Source organism: Amycolatopsis thailandensis (assembly GCF_042723255.1).
Taxonomy (GTDB): domain Bacteria; phylum Actinomycetota; class Actinomycetes; order Mycobacteriales; family Pseudonocardiaceae; genus Amycolatopsis; species Amycolatopsis thailandensis.
On sequence record NZ_JBHXJK010000008.1, the window covers coordinates 32,551 to 48,886 of the forward strand.

General features: G+C 68.5%; 16 protein-coding genes. 9 read left to right on the forward strand and 7 right to left on the reverse strand.

The annotated features are described in order from the left end of the window. Positions 1 to 104 precede the first annotated feature (104 nt). Positions 105 to 1,427, forward strand: a complete 1,323-nt coding sequence (locus ACFWMR_RS05090) for a GH1 family beta-glucosidase (RefSeq protein WP_378377148.1) — start codon at positions 105 to 107, stop codon at positions 1,425 to 1,427. Beyond that, positions 1,420 to 2,676, forward strand: a complete 1,257-nt coding sequence (locus ACFWMR_RS05095; protein WP_093934605.1) for an MFS transporter — start codon at positions 1,420 to 1,422, stop codon at positions 2,674 to 2,676. Before ACFWMR_RS05090 ends, ACFWMR_RS05095 begins: the two co-directional genes overlap by 8 nt. A 311-nt stretch (positions 2,677 to 2,987) precedes the next feature. Here ACFWMR_RS05095 and ACFWMR_RS05100 read toward each other — a convergent pair whose 3' ends face one another. Both ACFWMR_RS05100 and ACFWMR_RS05105 read right to left on the reverse strand, forming a co-directional pair. After that, a complete protein-coding gene (locus tag ACFWMR_RS05100; RefSeq protein ID WP_093934604.1) occupies positions 2,988 to 3,386 on the reverse strand; it encodes a hypothetical protein in 399 nt (132 codons plus the stop codon). Positions 3,387 to 3,399: 13 nt separating this feature from the next. Next, positions 3,400 to 3,774: a hypothetical protein gene (locus ACFWMR_RS05105; protein ID WP_093934603.1), complete on the reverse strand. Its 375-nt coding sequence runs from the start codon at positions 3,772 to 3,774 to the stop codon at positions 3,400 to 3,402. A 318-nt stretch (positions 3,775 to 4,092) separates the two neighbouring features. Here ACFWMR_RS05105 and ACFWMR_RS05110 point away from each other — a divergent pair, with 318 nt between their 5' ends. Further along, the gene (locus tag ACFWMR_RS05110; RefSeq protein ID WP_378377151.1) at positions 4,093 to 5,502 is read left to right on the forward strand and encodes a tetratricopeptide repeat protein; all 1,410 of its coding nucleotides are present in this window, start codon (positions 4,093 to 4,095) and stop codon (positions 5,500 to 5,502) included. Next, positions 5,462 to 6,388 carry a phosphotransferase family protein gene (locus tag ACFWMR_RS05115; protein WP_378377153.1) on the forward strand — a complete coding sequence of 309 codons (927 nt, stop codon included), beginning with the start codon at positions 5,462 to 5,464 and terminating at the stop codon, positions 6,386 to 6,388. The genes ACFWMR_RS05110 and ACFWMR_RS05115 overlap by 41 nt, the downstream gene beginning before the upstream one ends. Before the next feature lie 213 nt (positions 6,389 to 6,601). On the opposite strand, the gene ACFWMR_RS05120 is transcribed toward ACFWMR_RS05115, so the two are convergent. Beyond that, on the reverse strand, positions 6,602 to 8,692 hold the full coding sequence (locus ACFWMR_RS05120) for a tetratricopeptide repeat protein (RefSeq protein WP_378377154.1): 2,091 nt from the start codon (positions 8,690 to 8,692) through the stop codon (positions 6,602 to 6,604). Positions 8,693 to 8,890: 198 nt separating this feature from the next. On the opposite strand from ACFWMR_RS05120, the gene ACFWMR_RS05125 reads away from it, so the two are divergent. Further along, entirely contained in the window at positions 8,891 to 9,457 is a 567-nt protein-coding gene (locus ACFWMR_RS05125) for a dihydrofolate reductase family protein (protein ID WP_093934600.1), read from the forward strand. Here ACFWMR_RS05125 and ACFWMR_RS05130 read toward each other — a convergent pair. From ACFWMR_RS05130 to ACFWMR_RS05145, 4 genes are all read right to left on the reverse strand, one after another. Next, positions 9,454 to 10,485 (reverse strand): copper resistance D family protein, encoded by a 1,032-nt coding sequence (locus ACFWMR_RS05130; RefSeq protein ID WP_378377156.1) that lies wholly within the window; start codon positions 10,483 to 10,485, stop codon positions 9,454 to 9,456. The genes ACFWMR_RS05125 and ACFWMR_RS05130 overlap by 4 nt on opposite strands. Next, entirely contained in the window at positions 10,482 to 11,045 is a 564-nt protein-coding gene (locus tag ACFWMR_RS05135; RefSeq protein WP_093934598.1) for a copper resistance CopC family protein, read from the reverse strand. The genes ACFWMR_RS05130 and ACFWMR_RS05135 overlap by 4 nt, the downstream gene beginning before the upstream one ends. Continuing rightward, positions 11,046 to 11,828: a YcnI family copper-binding membrane protein gene (locus tag ACFWMR_RS05140; protein WP_378377158.1), complete on the reverse strand. Its 783-nt coding sequence runs from the start codon at positions 11,826 to 11,828 to the stop codon at positions 11,046 to 11,048. Positions 11,829 to 11,897: 69 nt separating this feature from the next. Further along, entirely contained in the window at positions 11,898 to 12,389 is a 492-nt protein-coding gene (locus ACFWMR_RS05145; protein ID WP_378377159.1) for a hypothetical protein, read from the reverse strand. Positions 12,390 to 12,691: 302 nt separating this feature from the next. Between ACFWMR_RS05145 and ACFWMR_RS05150 the strand changes: the two genes are divergently transcribed. The 4 genes from ACFWMR_RS05150 to ACFWMR_RS05165 are packed head-to-tail and all read left to right on the forward strand — an operon-like array spanning position 12,692 to position 16,241. Further along, positions 12,692 to 13,339, forward strand: a complete 648-nt coding sequence (locus ACFWMR_RS05150; protein WP_093934596.1) for an ABC transporter permease — start codon at positions 12,692 to 12,694, stop codon at positions 13,337 to 13,339. Beyond that, positions 13,332 to 14,507 (forward strand): ABC transporter ATP-binding protein, encoded by a 1,176-nt coding sequence (locus ACFWMR_RS05155; RefSeq protein WP_093934661.1) that lies wholly within the window; start codon positions 13,332 to 13,334, stop codon positions 14,505 to 14,507. The genes ACFWMR_RS05150 and ACFWMR_RS05155 overlap by 8 nt, the downstream gene beginning before the upstream one ends. Further along, on the forward strand, positions 14,504 to 15,280 hold the full coding sequence (locus ACFWMR_RS05160) for an ABC transporter permease (RefSeq protein WP_093934595.1): 777 nt from the start codon (positions 14,504 to 14,506) through the stop codon (positions 15,278 to 15,280). Before ACFWMR_RS05155 ends, ACFWMR_RS05160 begins: the two co-directional genes overlap by 4 nt. Position 15,281: 1 nt before the next feature. Continuing rightward, entirely contained in the window at positions 15,282 to 16,241 is a 960-nt protein-coding gene (locus ACFWMR_RS05165) for a glycine betaine ABC transporter substrate-binding protein (RefSeq protein WP_093934594.1), read from the forward strand. Positions 16,242 to 16,336: the final 95 nt, after the last annotated feature.

Sequence of the window (16,336 nt, forward strand, 5' to 3'; positions counted from 1 at the left end):
TGCGACTTTATCGTGCCGACGGGGTTCCCCACGGTCGAGTGAAGGCATAGTATCTGAGAACTTTTCATGTTCGGCCGAGTCTGAAGAGGAAAGGTGCATAGCCGGTGGAGAATCCGACCTTCCCGTCCGATTTCCTGTGGGGTGTTTCGACCTCCGCCTTCCAGATCGAGGGGGCGACCGGGGAAGGCGGCCGGGGACAGTCCATTTGGGACACGTTCACCGAAACGGAGGGAAAGATCGCGCGGGCCGAGCATGCCAGGGTGGCCGCCGACCACTTCCACCGCTTCCGTGAGGACATCGCCCTGATGGCCGAACTCGGCGTCGGCGCGTATCGCTTGTCCTTCGCCTGGCCCCGGATCCAGTCCGACGGCGAGGGTAAGCCCAACGCCGAAGGCCTTGCCTTCTATGACGAATTGATCGACGAGGTCTGCGCCGCCGGCATCGCGCCGACGGGGACACTCTTCCACTGGGACCTCCCGCAGGCGCTCGAGGACAAGGGCGGCTGGCTCTCCCGTGATACCGCCGAACGCTTCGGTGAGTACGCCGCCATTCTGGGCGAGCGTTTCTCCGATCGGGTGAAAATGTGGATCCCGCTCAACGAGCCCATGGTCATGTCGATCTTCGGGTACGCGATCGGCGAGTACGCCCCCGGCAAGACGCTCCTGCTCGACGCCCTGCCCACCGCGCACTACCAGAATCTCGCGCACGGTCTCGCCGTCCAAGCCCTCCGCGCGGCGGGCGCCCGCGAAATCGGCACGGCCAACAATCATTCGCCGATCTGGCCTGCCTCCGATTCGCCGGAAGACAAGGCCGCGGGCGAATGGATCGACGCCCTCATCAATCGCACTTACGCGGATCCGGTGCTCCTCGGCCGTTATCCCGAACAAGTCGTCGAACATCTCCCGAAGGATTTCGCCGACGATCTGCCCACCATCGCGCAGCCGCTCGACTTCTACGGCGTGAACTACTACGAGCCGCAGGGTGTCGCCGCGCCCGGTGAGGGCAACCCGCTGCCCTTCGAGCTTCGCGCGATCGAGGGCTATCCCATGACCACCAACGATTCCCCGATCGTCCCGCACGGCCTGCGCGATCTGCTCGTCGGCTTCCACGACCGCTACCGCGAGCACCTCCCGCCCGTCTTCATCACCGAGAACGGGTGCAGTTTCGACGACGTCGTCGCCGAAGACGGGCACGTTCACGACCAGGAGCGCATCGACTTCCTCGACAGCCACCTCGTCGCGGTCCGCGAAGCGATGGACGCCGGCGTCGACGTCCGCGGGTACTTCGTCTGGTCCTTGATGGACAACTTCGAATGGTCGAAGGGCTACCAGCCGCGCTTCGGCCTGGTGCACATCGACTACGAGACGCAGAAGCGGACGCCGAAGGATTCCTTCGGCTGGTACCGGGAACTGATCCGCCATGAGTGAGGTCAGGGATCTGCCCGAGGCGCTCGCCGAGCCGGTCGCCCGGGTACGCGCGGGCTGGATGAGTCTGCTGTTCTTCGCGAACATCGCGCTTTGGCTCGGGGTTTACGCGCCTATCCAGGTTCTCCTGCCGAAGCAGGCCGAAATACTGGACGCGGCCGACAAGGAAGCGGTGTTCAGTCTCGTCACCGGGGTCGGCGCGGTCGTCGCGCTGATCGCCAACCCGGTCGTCGGCCTGCTCTCGGACCGGACCTGTCACGCCCGCGGCCGCCGTCATCCGTGGACGGCCGCCGGGGCGGTCATCGCCGCGGCCGGACTGCTCGTCCTCGCGTTCGCGCCGAACGTCGCGGTCATGGTGCTCGGCTGGTGCCTGGTCCAAGCCGGCCTGAACGGAATGCTCGCGATGCTCGTCTCGGCGATCGCGGACCGGGTGCCCGTGCCGCAGCGCGCGCAGGTCGGCGGGCTGGTCGGCATCGCCCAGATGCTCGGGACCGTGCTCGGCGCGGTGGTGGTCGTGGTGATGCTCGACCTCGCCGGTCTCCCGCTGGGCTACGCGGTCTGCGCGGCCATCGTGCTCGCGGGCGCGGCGGCGTTCGTCCTGCGCACGCCGGACGCGCGACTGCCGGTCGCGTACCGCCCGTCCGCGCGGACCCGGGACGTACTGGCGAACCTGTGGATCTCGCCGCGCGAGCATCCGGACTTCGCTTGGGCGTGGGGCTGTCACTTCATGATCGGGCTCGGCAACGCCTTCGGCACGCTGTACCTGCTGTTCTTCCTCAAGGACGCGGTGCACTACGAAGACCCGGACACCGGCCTGCTCATCATGATGGGGCTCTACGGCGCCGCGCTCGTCGTCGGCGCGCTCGTCGCCGGGCACTTCTCCGACAAGTCCGGGCGGCGCAAACCGTACGTCCTCGCCGCGTCGGCGGTGATGGCCGTCGCCGCGCTGCTGCTGGTCGTCTGGCAGAACTGGACGGCCGCGCTCGCGGCGTCGCCACTGCTCGGAGTCGGTTTCGGCGCGTACATGGCTGTCGCGCTGGCGATGCTCACGCAAGTGCTGCCCGCCGCGCAGGACCGGGCGAAGGATCTCGGGGTCATCAACATCGCGAACTCGCTGCCGCAGGTGGTGGCGCCGATGCTGACCGCGCCGATCCTGGCCTACCTGGGCGGCTACCCGAGCCTCTTCGCGGCTTCGGCACTGTCCACCGTCATCGCCGCGGTGCTGGTCACGCGGGTGAAAACGGTCAGCTGAGGTTGGAGACCGCGGACCGGTGCCGGTCGGGGGAGGGGAGTGCAACGGCACCGGCCCGCGGGGTTCGGGGGATGACAGCGCCGACCTCGGGGTAGGTATCGCGCTGCGTTTGTGATCTTGAATCTAGCGACCGATTACTACGTTCGCTAGGTGTTCTGCCGATAATTTTCGATTAATCGCGGTGGGGACCGGGATGATTACCGAGAGCGGCTCGTCACGTTCGGGGGTACGCGCGAACCGCCGCCGGCGAAGGCGAGATCGTGGCGTGGTTGCCGAGGGGGCGCTCGGACCGCCGTTCACTCGCCGGCTTTTCAGGCTGTGATGGGACGACGCGGGTCGACCAGCGCGTGCCTGCCGGTGGTTTCGGCCGCGCTCACGCGGCTCTGCCCGGGGACACGGCGCCGACGGTCTTGGGTGGCGGCGGTCTGTTGAGGGGCGAGGCCGCCGGCGACCAGGTGCTCGTGCGCGACCTGCCAGACCGAGCAGGGGGCCTTGCACCTGTGCCAGCGGGTCGAGCACGTGGGGCAGTCGCCGCGCTCGTCGGGCTCGTGCGCCTGGAGCATCGCGCGCCAGCCTTCGGTCAGCCGGGGGAGCTCCGAGCGGGCGACGGAGACGAGCGACTGCGCGTCGGCCCGGGTCGCGAGATCGGAGAGCATGTCGAGGCGTTCCCAAACCGCGTTGCGGAGGACTTGCCCTAGGACCTGATCCACGGAGAACTCACCGTTACCTTTCCGCCATCTTGGCGGCTTCGTTGAGCGCTGCCCTGAGCTGTCCGAGCTGGCCGGACGTCAGGCGCGCGGTCTCTCCTGGCGGCGAGACGAGAACCACCTGGTTGTCTTCGACGAACACGGTGACGGCGCGTTCACGGCTGATGAGATCGCCGCACTGCACGCGCCAGATCAGTTGTCCGCCTTCGTAACGGCGCACACTCGCGGTACGGGGGTCGACCGGGGCCGAAGGAGAGACCGGGCGGTTGGCGCCGGGTGCGACCGCGACCGCCTGCTGACCGGCGGGGCCGGCCGCACGCAGGTGGCGCGTCGGCATACCGGGCCGTCCCGCGGTGATGGAGCCTGTTGCGATCGAGTCCACGAACTCCACTGGCTCTTCTCCGCTCTCTCGTTCCACGTCGTCTTCATATCCGCGTGTCCGCACCTTTAGGGGGTTCGGAGACTTGGTAGCTCTCTGTGATCGCTGCCGGTGGCTGGTCGGTCACGGAGATCTGACAACTACAGTGATGTGAAACCGAGGGCGAAAGAAGGTCGAACCGCCGTCATAGCGGTGACCGGACGAGGTTTCACGGTAAGCGGTCAAACGACTTCTGCCGGGCCGATCACGACGGGCGATCCGGTGTTTCGCACGGTTGAATAGGTGTGCCTACGCTGTTTCTCGACCCCAACGGAACTGTGAGGGGGCGCAATGGACGCCAGTATCGGTGGCGGCGCTGTCGCCGGCTCGGACACGAACACTTCGGGCCGCCAGAGTCACCCCGTGCCGCCGGATGCCTGGGAACAGGCGGAGATGCGGGCGGCACTGGCGACACGGGAGATTTCGTCCGTGTACCGCCTGTTGCGCAAGCACGGTGTTTCGCAGCGCCAGATCGCCGCGATGACCGGCCAGTCGCAGTCCGAGGTGTCCGAGATCCTCAAAGGTCGCCAGGTGATGGCGTACGACGTGCTCACCCGCATCGCTGACGGCCTGGGTGTCCCGAGGGGATACATGGGTCTCGCCTATGACGAGGCGACAGCGATAAAGGTCGTCGGCGCCGCCGACGGCCAGCAGGCGGAGGAGGACGAGTCCGTGAAGCGACGGAGGTTCCTCGCACACGCCGCCCAGGTCACGATGGGTGCGGCGGTGTTCGGTCCCGAGTCGGGGACGTGGTCGTCGGGGCCGGCGAAGACGCCCGCCCCCGGGCGGATCGGCATGACCGACGTCCGCCAGGTGGAAGCCGCGACCAGAGCGCTCCGGTCCCTCGACTACCAGTACGGCGGCGGTTTCTGCCGCGACGCCGTGGTCGCGCAGCTGTCCTGGGGACAGCAGATGCTCGAGTCCAACGGCACCGAAATGGTCAAGAACCGGCTGTACGTCGCGCTCGCCGACCTGCACAGCCTGGCGGGCTGGACGTCGTTCGACACCGGCCTCATGGATTCGGCTCGCGGTCACTTCGCGAACGCGCTGGACCTGGCAAAACAGGGCGACAACCATCCGCTGGTGGCCAACGTCCTCTACCGGATGGGCCGCGTCTACCTGCACCAGGACGCCCCGAACGACGCGCTGAAACTGTTCCAGCTGGGCCAGATCGCCGCCCAGGAATCGGGCTCCGAGCTGGCGGTCGCCGTGCTCTGCGCCAACGAGGCCTGGGCCTACGCGATGATGGGCAACGAGGAGCAGGCGACGAAGCTGCTCGGCCGGAGCAAGGACGAGTTCGCCCGCGCGGACCTGGCCGAGGCCGAGTCCTGGGTCAAGTTCTTCACCGAGACCGACGTCTACGCCATGATCGGCACCGTGCACACCGTGCTCGCCGCGAAGAACGCCGAGCACACCAAGTACGCGATCCCGGCGCTGACCAAGGCCGTCGAGTCCTACGACGACGACATGGCCCGCAGCAAGACCTTCATGCTCAGCGCGCTGGCCACGAATCACCTGCTCGAAGGCGATCTCGATCATGGCGCCAAGGTGGGCTCGAAGGCCGTCGACTGCGCCGAGGGCATCAAGTCGGAACGGGTGAAGGACCGGATGCGGCCGTTGCAGGTCGAGGCGGAACGCCGCCGGAACAACGCCGACGCCCGTGACCTCGCCGACCGGCTCAACTCCTTCTACGCCGCCTGAGCCGGGCCGGTTCACGCCCGGCAAGCTGCGTGACGCCCTGGGGCGGACGTGCGAACTGCTGGGCGTGGACCCTGACGGCGCCCGGTTGCTGCGGTTCACCAACAACGCCGTCTACGAACTGGCGAGCGCGCCGTTCGTCGTCCGGATCGTCGGCTCCACCCTGCTGCGGCATCGCGTCGGCACGGTCGTGCGGGTCGCGCGGCATTTCGAACGGCACGGAGTGCCCGCCATCCGCCTGGTTCCCGGCGTCGAGCAGCCGCTGCCGGTCGGCGAACATCTCGTGACGGTCTGGTGGAAGGTGCCCGAGAGCGGCCGGAAGCCGAGGGCGGCGGACCTCGCCGGGCTGCTGCGCCGGGTCCACGCGCTCGAACCGCCCGAGGGGCTGGCCGAATGGGCGCCGTTCGCCGCGGTCCGCGCCCGGGTCTCGGACGCGGAGGAGCTGGCCCCGGGTGACCGGCGGTTCCTGCTGGAGCGCACCGCCGAGGTCGAAGCCGCGCTCGCGACGCTCGACTTCCCCCTGCCCAGGGGCCTCGTCCACGGGGACGCGCACACCGGGAACGTGATCCCCGGCCCGGACGGGCCGGTGCTGTGCGATTTCGATTCGTCGTGTGTCGGGCCGCCGGAATGGGATCTCACGCCGCTCGCCGTCGGCCATGAACGGTTCGGTGATCCACCCGCCCGCTATCGCGTGTTCGCCGAGCGGTACGGATTCGACGTGACCACCTGGTCCGGTTTCCCGGTACTGCGCGCTATCCGTGAACTGAAGCTCACGACGAGTGTTCTTCCGATTCTCCGCAGTCACCCCGGTGTACGCGATGAGCTGCGAAAACGGTTGGACGATCTCCGGAACGGACAAACCGGCGCGCGCTGGAACCGGTATCGATGAGTCACCCGGAACACTCATCTGCACGTGCATTCGCCGACGCCGAATGACCGTTCGTCGCTTGCCCGAATTCACCGATCAATCGGTGACGAATTCGCCCCGACTAATCACTTCAATTGGCTCAGTGCTCCCCCAAATGTGCAACTTGCAGCTACGCTGAGTTATTTAGCGTGCTTGTTTCACCTCGTCGTAGGTGCACCGATCGGTCTCACCGGCTCACAGCTGTTCCAAACGCCTACGCAGAGCGTCGGCTTCGGGGCGGCCGAGGCCGACGAAAATCGGCAAAGCCTGGTCGAAGAGACTCCGGGCTTCGGCCGGATCGCCCTCCGCCTCGGCGATCTCGCCGAACGCGGTGAGCGCCCTGGCCACCTCGAACCGCGATCCGCGCGCCTCCATGGTGGCGCGGGCGGGTTCCAGCTCGGCCCGGGCCGCCGCGAGATCCCCGGTCACCGTGAGGGCGCGGCCGAGTTCGATCCGGGCACGGGCCACGTTGTAGTCGTCGCCTTCGAGGACGTCGCGGGCGCGAGTGAGGTCGGCGATCGCGGCTTCGGGCTGTCCGGCGCGGGCACGGGTCGCGCCGAGGTTGATCAGCGCGAGCCCGATGTCGTGCCGTCGGTCCAGCCGCTCGCTGAGCAGATGGTCCTCGGTGAACCACTCGATGGCGTCGTCGAGCCTGCCCTGCTGAAGGGCGACCAGGCCGAGCCCTTCCACCGACCGGATCTCGACGACGCCGTTCCCCGCCGTCCGCGCGGCTTCGCGACCCGCCGTGTAGTGCCCGACGGCTTCGTCGTAGCGGCCGGTGCCGCGGCAGGCGGCGCCGCTGCGGTTGTGCATCAGCGCCTCCGCCGACGCGTTGCCCCAGGCTCGTGCGCAGCGCATACCCGCCTGGCTCACCCGCAGGAAGTCCGGATAGTGCTTGCGCAGCAGGAAAAGTGGCCACATCGCGGCGGCGAGCTGCCAGCCGAGCTCGGGCAGCTGCCACGTTTCGGCGGCTTCGATGGCGGCGATGAGGTTCTCGCGCTCCAGTTCGAGCCAGGCGAGTTCCTCGTCGGACGAGTCGAACGAAAGCGGTGCCGGCGGCCGGTACTCGTAGCGGTACGGGATCGGATCCTGATCGGGGACGGTCAGGCTCGTGGTCGCGGAGGCGGTGAGGAGGTACCACTCGAGCATGCGGCGAAGCGCGATGTCGCGGTCGTACTCGTTGCCCGCCGTCTTTTCCTTGGCGTGCAGCCGCGCGAGGTCGTGGAAGGTGTACCGGTCGTCGCCGCGGTCGATCAGCAGCCCGACGTCGACCAGCTGGTCCAGCAGGTCGTCGGCGACCTCGGGGCGGACGGCGATCGACGCGGCCGCCACGCCGACGCCGAAGTCGGGGCCGGGGTGGAGCCCGAGGGCCGCGTACAGCGCGGCCGCGTCGGAAGGAAGTTCGTCGTAGGACAGGTTGAAGCTGGCTTCCACCGATTGCGCCTCTTTCGTCGAGAGCGTGGCCAGTCGACGATATTCCTTCCCCAGCTCGGTGGCGATCTTCTCCAGCGACATTTTCGGGCGCCCTGCCAGCTTGGCGCTGACGGTGGTGAGGGCGATCGGCAGGCCGCCGCACAGTTCGGCGATGGCCCTCGCCTGGTCGGCTTCGGCGCCGACCCGCTCGGCGCCGACAGCGCGTCCCAGCAGTTCGGCGCTGTGCGCGGAACCGAAGGGGGACAGCTCGACCAGCTTCGCGCGATGCTCGGTCTGGAGCCTGCCGAGGCGGCGTCGCGAAGTCACGATCACGAGACTCTCCCCGTCGGCGGGAAGCAGAGGAAGCACCTGATCGGTCGAAGCCGCGTTGTCGAGCAGCACGAGCAACGGCCGCTCGGCGGTCGTCGTGCGGTACAGGGCGGTGAGCTCCTCGACGTCCGCGGGCAGTCCCTCCGGCGGGACCCCCAGCGCGCGGAGGAACCGGCCGAGCGCTTCGCTCACCGACAGCGGGCCGTTGGCGCTGAACCCGCCGAGGTCCGCCCAGAGGTGCCCGTCCGGGAACCGGTCGGCGAGATGACGCCCCCACGCGGCGGCCAGCGCCGTCTTCCCGATCCCGCCCTGGCCGCTGATCAGGTGCACCGACGGACCGTCGGTGTCGTGCTGGGCCAGCAGCTTTTCGAGCAGCGCGAGCTCGGCCGCGCGGTTGGTGAAATGCGCGGGGGCAGGCGGAAGCTGTCGCGGCCCCGAGCTGGTCTGCCTGGTGAGCCGGACCGCCGATCGCTGGCGCGGCACCCGCGGAGCGCTGATTTCGCTGTCACCCGGCAACGGGCCGCCCATTTTCCATCCCCTCATCGGGTTAACCCCAGCGATCGCGTAGAGCATCCCGGTGAAGGTCCGGAGAGGACAGTGAAACCGGCCAAATGCGGCCGGATGGAGCAAGGCGTGTAACAGCCCGAAAAAAAGATCCGCCGCCGATGTCGAGACCGGCGGGACGGCTCCGTCCCCGGGGCGATCGCGGCCGAAGCGGCCGCAAGCACCGGAAGGACGGACATGCGCAAGCTCATCGTTCAGCAGTGGGTCACCGCCGACAACCTCGTCGCGGACGAGGACGGCGGGCTCGGCTTCGTGCCGGGAGAGCCGTTCTCCGAGAAGACCCAGCCCGCGTTCAAAGCGAGCGTGATGGGACTCGTCGATTCGGTCGACACGATGATCCTGGGCGCGAACACCTACGCCATGGCCAAGGACTACTGGCCGCACGCCGAAGAGCAGGGCGAATACGGCGAGAAGGTCAACGCGCTGACCAAGTTCGTCGCCTCGTCGAAGCTGGAGAAGGCCCCCTGGGGTGACTTTCCCGAAGCGACCGTGACCCGCGACCCCGCCGCCACCGTCCGGGAACTCAAGGAACAGGGCGGCAAGGACCTCTGGTTGTGGGGGAGCCTGACGCTCATGCGATCCCTGCTGGACGCCGGCCTCGTCGACGAGGTCCGGATGATGGTCGCCCCCGTGGCGCTGGGCAAGGGGAGGCGCCTTTTCGAGGACCGGCGGGACCTGAAGCCGGTCGAGGCCACCGCGTTCGAGAACGGCGTGGTGATCCTGCGATACGAGGTGAAGAACTAGGAGGTCGGGACGACGGGGGCTCGCGTGAGGACGACGGCGAACCCGAACGCGAGCCCCATCACCGTCAGCTCCAGCGTCGCCCAGGCCGCCAGCGCCGTGCGGTTGTGCCGGATGATCCGGGGCATCAGCTTCCACCGCGTGTACGCGCCGAGGGTCGCGATCACCCCGGTGCACAGCAGCTTGAGCAGCACCAGTTGCCCGTACGGCGTGGTGAAGACGCCTTCCCAGAACCCGAGCGACGGGTTGAGCGAGATCTCGATCAGCCCGTTGAACAGGCCGGTCGCCGCGCCGAGGATCAGGCACAGCGTCGCCAGTTTCGAGAACCGCGGCAGGGCGTGCGCGAGCAGGGTCCGGTTCCCGACGAGCAGCACCGCCATCGCGCCGAGCCCGCCGGTCCAGGCGACGGCGCTCATGACGTGCAGTTCCATCGAGATCATCGTGTAGTCGTGGTAATTCCAGTTCGACGCGTGCCCGGTGACCGGCAGTGGCAGCAGCGCGAACAGGCCCAGCCCGACGCGGACCTCGGCGGGCACCTTCTCGCCGTGCTTCAGCGAGAGGATGCCGAGCCCCGCGTGGAGCAGGGCCAGCACCGCGACGATGAGCAGCGCCTTCCCGGCGCCGACGTCGGCGATGTAGCTTCCGACGTCCGACATCGACAGCGTGCTGGAACCAGGCCGGTATTCGGCGGTTTGCAGGATCAGCGCGACGAGCGCCGTCGTCGCCCAGATCAGCGCGGCCGCGACGCTCGCCGGCCGCGCGAGCCGCATGATCGGCTCGGAGAGCTTCGGCCGGTCGTAGCCGACCAGGACCGAAAGCAGCGCCAGCCCGATCGTGGCGACCGCCGAGATGTCCAGCAGGACCCGCACGAGCGGGATGGAGACCGAGACCGCCTCGCTGACCTGCGCGACCCCGGGGACCGGGGCGGTGGCCGTGAGCGCGACGCCGATCAGGGCGCCGACGATGCCGGCCGTCACCACGCAGAACAGCACGGCGACGCGGGCACGCGAGGTGGTCTCGGCCTGTGTCATGACCCGCTCTTCTCCTTGTCGCCCGCTCCGGTGCGCAGTGCGACGGTCAGTCCGACGGCGAGCAGCACGACGGCGCCCGCGATCCACACCCAGATCGGCACGCCGGACGAGCCTTCGCCGCCGGTCGCCGGGGTGGTCTCGGCCTGGCCCGCGTTGCCGCGCGCGGCGTCGGCGCTCGCCGGGGTGCCGGTGCCCGCGGCGGTGAGGGTGAACGGCACCTCACCGGTCACGGCGTGCCCGTCCGCGGACAGGATCCGGTAGCCGATCTTGTACTCGCCCGCCGGGCCGAGCGGTCGCAGCGCGACACTCACGGCGCTGTCGCGGACCTCGACCTGGCCCTCGGCCCACTGGCCGCCGCCCGGTCCGATGACCGCGATCTGGTTGACGTTCGCGTTCTGGACGTACTGGTCGAACGTGAGCGTGATCTTCGCGGGCCCGGCGGCGATCGAAGCGCCCTTCGCCGGGTCCGAGGAGATCAGGACGTTGTGCGCCAGCGCCGGGGTGGCCGTGGCGAGCCAGGCCACCCCGGTGATCGCCAGCGCGACGATCGCTTTGCGCATTTACTCGGTTCCCTCGGTGTTGCCGCTCTTGGTGGAAGCTCCCGCGGTCGCGCGGCGGGCGCGCAGGGTGGCACCGGCGCCGACGCCGAGGCCCAGCGCGCCGACGACGAGCCCGGCGCCGCCGAGCCAGCGGGCGGTGCTGTCGGACGACGACGAAGCGGCGTGGGAGTCCTCGGACGTGGCCTTCGTGTCGGCGCCGTGACCACCGCCGTGCCCGTCACCGCTCTTCTCGGCGAGCTTCACGCTCGGCGCGGGGTGCTCGGGCTCTTCACCGGAGGCCGGGGTCGGCTGGTTCCACTCGACGACCTTGCCGTTCTCGTAGGTCTGGGTGGCCGGGAACTCGATCGCGTCGACGTTGGTCGGGAGCTTGCCCGCGCTGATCTGGAACTCCTGGAACTCGGTCGACCCGGCGGCGATCTTCGTGCCGGGCTCCGCGGTCCAGGAGACCTTGGTGACGGCCTCGGTGATCTGCGTGCCGGAGTCGGTGGTCACCGGTGCCGGCAGCTTGGACTTGACGACCTCGGCCTTCCAGCCGGGCAGCGGCTTGGCCCGCACGGAACTCAGCGCGTACTCGGGCTTGACGGTGATCTCCACCTTGATGGTGCCGGCGTCCTTCTCCTCGTTGGGGACGCGGAAGAAGATCGACCCGTAGCCGCCCTTCGCGGGCTGGGGGCCGTAGACGTTGGCGGTGACGTGGGCCGAGGCGACCCCGGCGGACAGCAGACCGGCGGCGCCGATGGCGGCGGCGAGGAAACCGGCGCGCTTGAAGACGTGCTTGGACACGGAAACTCCTGAACATGATCGAGACGGCGGGTTCGAGGACCTCGCCGGGTACGGGGGATCGAGCTGGGTTCAGGAGAACAGCGGCGGGCCGCGTCTGCCGTGGACGCGGCGGAGGTCCACGCGGACGAGGTGGCCGGGGCCCGCCGGACGGGCGAGCACCGGGGACGCCGTCGCGGCGCGCACCGGGAGGGCGCCGAGGATGAAGGGGACCAGCGCGCGCAGGCAGGAGAGGACGCCGAGCAGCAGTCCGTCGGCCTTGGCCAGCAGCAACGCGGTGACCAGGGTGGCGACGACGTGCGCGACGGTCATCGCGAGCCCGCCCGAGACCGGTGCTGGTTCGTCGTGCATCAACTCGTGGCTGCTCAGCGAGCTGAGCACGAGGTGCATCACGACCTGGCCGGCGCTGAGGTCGACGATCGTGGCCAGCGGTCCGCGGGCCTTCGCGGCGAGCGCGGCCGCGTTCCAGCCGATCAGCACGGTGAGCAACAACGTCATCGCCGTATCGGGTACTTCGCCGTCCCCGATCACGTGAGCGGTCACTGCGAGCGCCGCGGAACTCACGCCTAGCAAGCCACCACGTACGGCGCGTAGCGCGCTTCGGTGATGGCTTCCCTTACTCACGGGTGAAGAGTATTCGACGTCCGACCGGGTGGTCGATGTCCTCCCGGCTGTTGAGCAGCCTCAAAGACACCTCCGGGTCGGCGCGTGCGTTTGCCTGATTGCGCCGAATGGGGAAGGTTTGCAGGACAAGAAGCGGTAAACAGGGGTTTGACCGCGAGCGTTCTGGGTAGTCAGGCTCCCGATACAGCTACTCCGAATGGGTGAGGAGTCTCACCCAGAGGCGGCGGGAGAACCAGCACGCGATGAATCTCTTCGAGTACATCTCGGATCGGTGGGACAGACTCGCCCTCCAAGGGCTCCTGCATGTCAGCGCGGTCGTGCAGTGCACGATCCTGGCCGCCGTGCTCGGCGTGGTGATCGGCATCGCCGTCTACCGCAGCCCGATCGGGTCGGCCGTGGCGACGGCCTTGGCGAGCACGATCCTCACCGTCCCCTCCTTCGCCCTCCTGGGCCTCCTCATCCCGGTGTTCGGCCTCGGCGCGAACACCACCGTCATCGCCCTGGTGCTCTACGCGCTCCTGCCGATCGTGCGGAACACGATCGTCGGGCTGAGCGGCGTGGATCCAGCGGTCAGCGACGCGGCGCGCGGCATCGGCATGAGCCGGTTCGGCGTGCTGACCAGGGTGGAGCTGCGGCTCGCCTGGCCCGCGATCCTGGCGGGCATGCGGGTCGCGACGCAGATGCTCATGGGCATCGCGGTCATCGCGGCCTACGCGAAAGGGCCGGGTCTCGGCTCGGAGGTCTTCTCCGGCCTCACCAACGCGGGGAGCACGAACTCCCTCAACCAGGCTCTGACCGGGACGCTCGGCGTGGTCGTCCTCGCTCTGATCCTCGACGCCGTCTACGTCCTGATCAACCGTCTGACCGTCTCAAGGGGTGTCCGTGGCTGAGACCGAAACCGTATCCGGCGTCGAAATCGAGCTGGAGAACGTCACGAAGCGCTACGCCGGCACCCGTGAGCCGGCCGTCGACGACTTCTCGATGGTGGTGCCCGCCGGCAAGATCGTGGTCTTCGTCGGCCCGTCCGGCTGCGGCAAGACCACCACCATGCGGATGATCAACCGGCTGATCGAGCCGACGTCGGGCCGCATCACCATCGGCGGCGACGACGCGCTGAAGCTCGACGTCGACACCCTGCGCCGCCGCATCGGCTACGCGATCCAGCAGGCCGGGCTGTTCCCGCACTTCACCGTCGCGCAGAACATCGCGGTGGTCCCCGGGCTGCTCGGCTGGGAGAAGAAGAAGGTCAACGACCGGGTCGAGGAGATGATGGACCTGGTCGGGCTGGACCCGGCCGACTTCCGCGACCGGTTCCCGCGTCAGCTGTCCGGTGGGCAGCAGCAGCGGGTCGGCGTCGCGCGGGCGCTCGCGGCGGACCCGCCGGTGCTGCTGATGGACGAGCCGTTCGGCGCGGTCGACCCGATCACCCGCGGCAACCTCCAGGACGAGCTGCTGCGGCTGCAGACCGAACTGAAGAAGACGATCGTCTTCGTCACCCACGACTTCGACGAAGCCGTGAAGCTCGGCGACAAGATCGCGGTGCTCGGCAACCAGTCGCGGATCCTCCAGTACGACACCCCGGACGCGATCCTCGCGAACCCGGCCGACGACACGGTCGCCGGTTTCGTCGGCGCCGGTGCCTCGCTCAAGCAGCTGACACTGCTGCGGGTCCGCGACGTCGAGCTGAAGCAGGACGCCCTGACCGCGATGGTCAGCGAATCGCCGTCGGACGTCCGCGAGAAGCTCACCCAGCAGCGCAAGCATTTCGTGCTGGTGCTCGATCAGCGCCGCCGCCCGATGCGGTGGGTGCACGTCCGCGAGCTGACCAAGGCGTCGTCGCTGGCCACCGCCGGCAAGCCGCTGCGCGACTCGGTCAGCACTCAGTCGACGTTGCAGGACGCGCTCGAAGCCATGCTCGCCGAGGGTGGCAGCGTCCCGGTGACCGGCGCCCGCGGCGAGTACGCCGGGACGATCGAGCTCGACACCGTCATCTCGACGATCCAGCAGCTGCGCGAGGAGCACTCCGACGACAACCCGGCGGAAGGTGTGACCGCATGACGGCCGTCGATACCGGGTTCACCACCGAATCCTCGTCGAGAGGCGCCGAACGGGTCCGGCTGTTCGCCCAGCCCGCGGCGGTCCTGCTGATCGTCGCCGGTGTGCTGATCTGGGTGTTCACCAGTGATCTGACCGCGACGGAGAAGGCGACCCTCAACGCCTCCGGGCTGTTCACCGCGTTGCGCGACCATCTGGCGATGACCGTCGTGGTCACCGCGATCGTGGTGGCCGTGGCGGTGCCGCTCGGCGTGCTCGTCACCCGGCCCTGGGCGAAATGGGCGGCGCCGGTGTTCCTGGCGATCGCGAACATCGGCCAGGCCGCGCCCGCGCTCGGTGTGCTGGTGCTGTGGTTCATCGTCACCGGCGCGACCGGCGGACTGTGGGTCGCGGCGCTGCCGCTGGCGTTCTACTCGCTGCTTCCCGTGCTGCGGAACACGATGGTCGGCTTGCAGCAGGTCGACCCCTCGCTGATCGACGCGGGGCGCGGCATCGGCATGTCGGCCTCCGGCGTGCTGTGGCGGGTCGAACTCCCGCTGGCCGTCCCGCTGATCCTGGCGGGCCTGCGGACCTCGCTGGTGCTGGCCGTGGGCACGGCGACGTTCGGCATGTTCGTCAACGCCGGCGGTTTCGGCCTGCTCATCGACACCGGCTACAAGCTCAACCTGACGAAGGTGCTGATCACCGGCTCGGTGCTCGCCGTCGCGCTGGCGCTGCTGGTGGACTGGCTCGGCGCGGTGGCGGAACAGTTCTTCGGACCGAAGGGACTGCGCTGACATGCGACTCAAAGCGATCCTGGGCGCTGTCCTGTTGTGCGGCACGCTTTCCGCGTGCGGACTCGAGGTCAACACCGCGCTGCCGTACAAGATCGAACCCGGTTCGATCAAACCCATCGAATCCCTCAAGGGCGTCAAGGTGACGGTGGGGTCGAAGGACTTCACCGAGAACATCATCCTGGGCTACATGGCCGAAATGGCGCTTTCCGCGGCGGGCGCGGACGTCGTCGACCTGACCGACATCAAGGGCTCGAACTCGTCGCGGCAGGCGCTGCTCGCCGGCCAGACCGACGTCACCTGGGAATACACCGGCACCGGCTGGATCAACTATCAGGGCAACGAACTCCCCGTCCCCGGCGGGGAACAGGCCCAGTACGAAGCCACGAAGACGGCCGACGAGGCGAAGTTCGGCGTCACCTGGCTGAACTACTCGCCGCTCAACGACCAGTACGCCTTCGCGGTCACGGAGGCCTACGGCGCGGCGAACAACCTGAAGACGACGTCGGACCTGGCGGAGTTCCTGAAGCGGAAGCCGGACCAGAACGTGTTCTGCCTGGAGACCGAATTCACCAGCCGTCAGGACGGTTTCCCGGCCGCCGTGCGGGCGTACGGGTTCCAGAACCCGGTGATCAAGAACTTCGGCATCGGCACGATCTACTCGGCCGTCGCGAGCGGGACCTGCCCGATCGGCGAGATCTTCACGACCGACGGCCGGATCGCCGGACTCAACCTGCGCGTCCTCGAAGACGACAAGAAGGCGTTCCCGCAGTACAACGCCGTGCCCACGTTGCGCACGGACTTCCTCAAGCAGTACCCGGAACTGCGCGGACCGCTGGAAGCCGTCGGCGCGGCGCTGGACAACAAGCAGATGATCGAACTGTGCAAGCAGGTCGACGTCGACGGCCGGGACCAGGGCGAAGTCGCCTACGAGTGGATGAAGTCGAAGGGGTTCATCTCTTAGCCCCCAGGTGTGTCATGAGGGGTGGGCCGGGGAATGAAAAGGTTAAAATTGGTGCCACCCATAAAACACGAGGGGCGCGGTGGGGGGGTAAAACC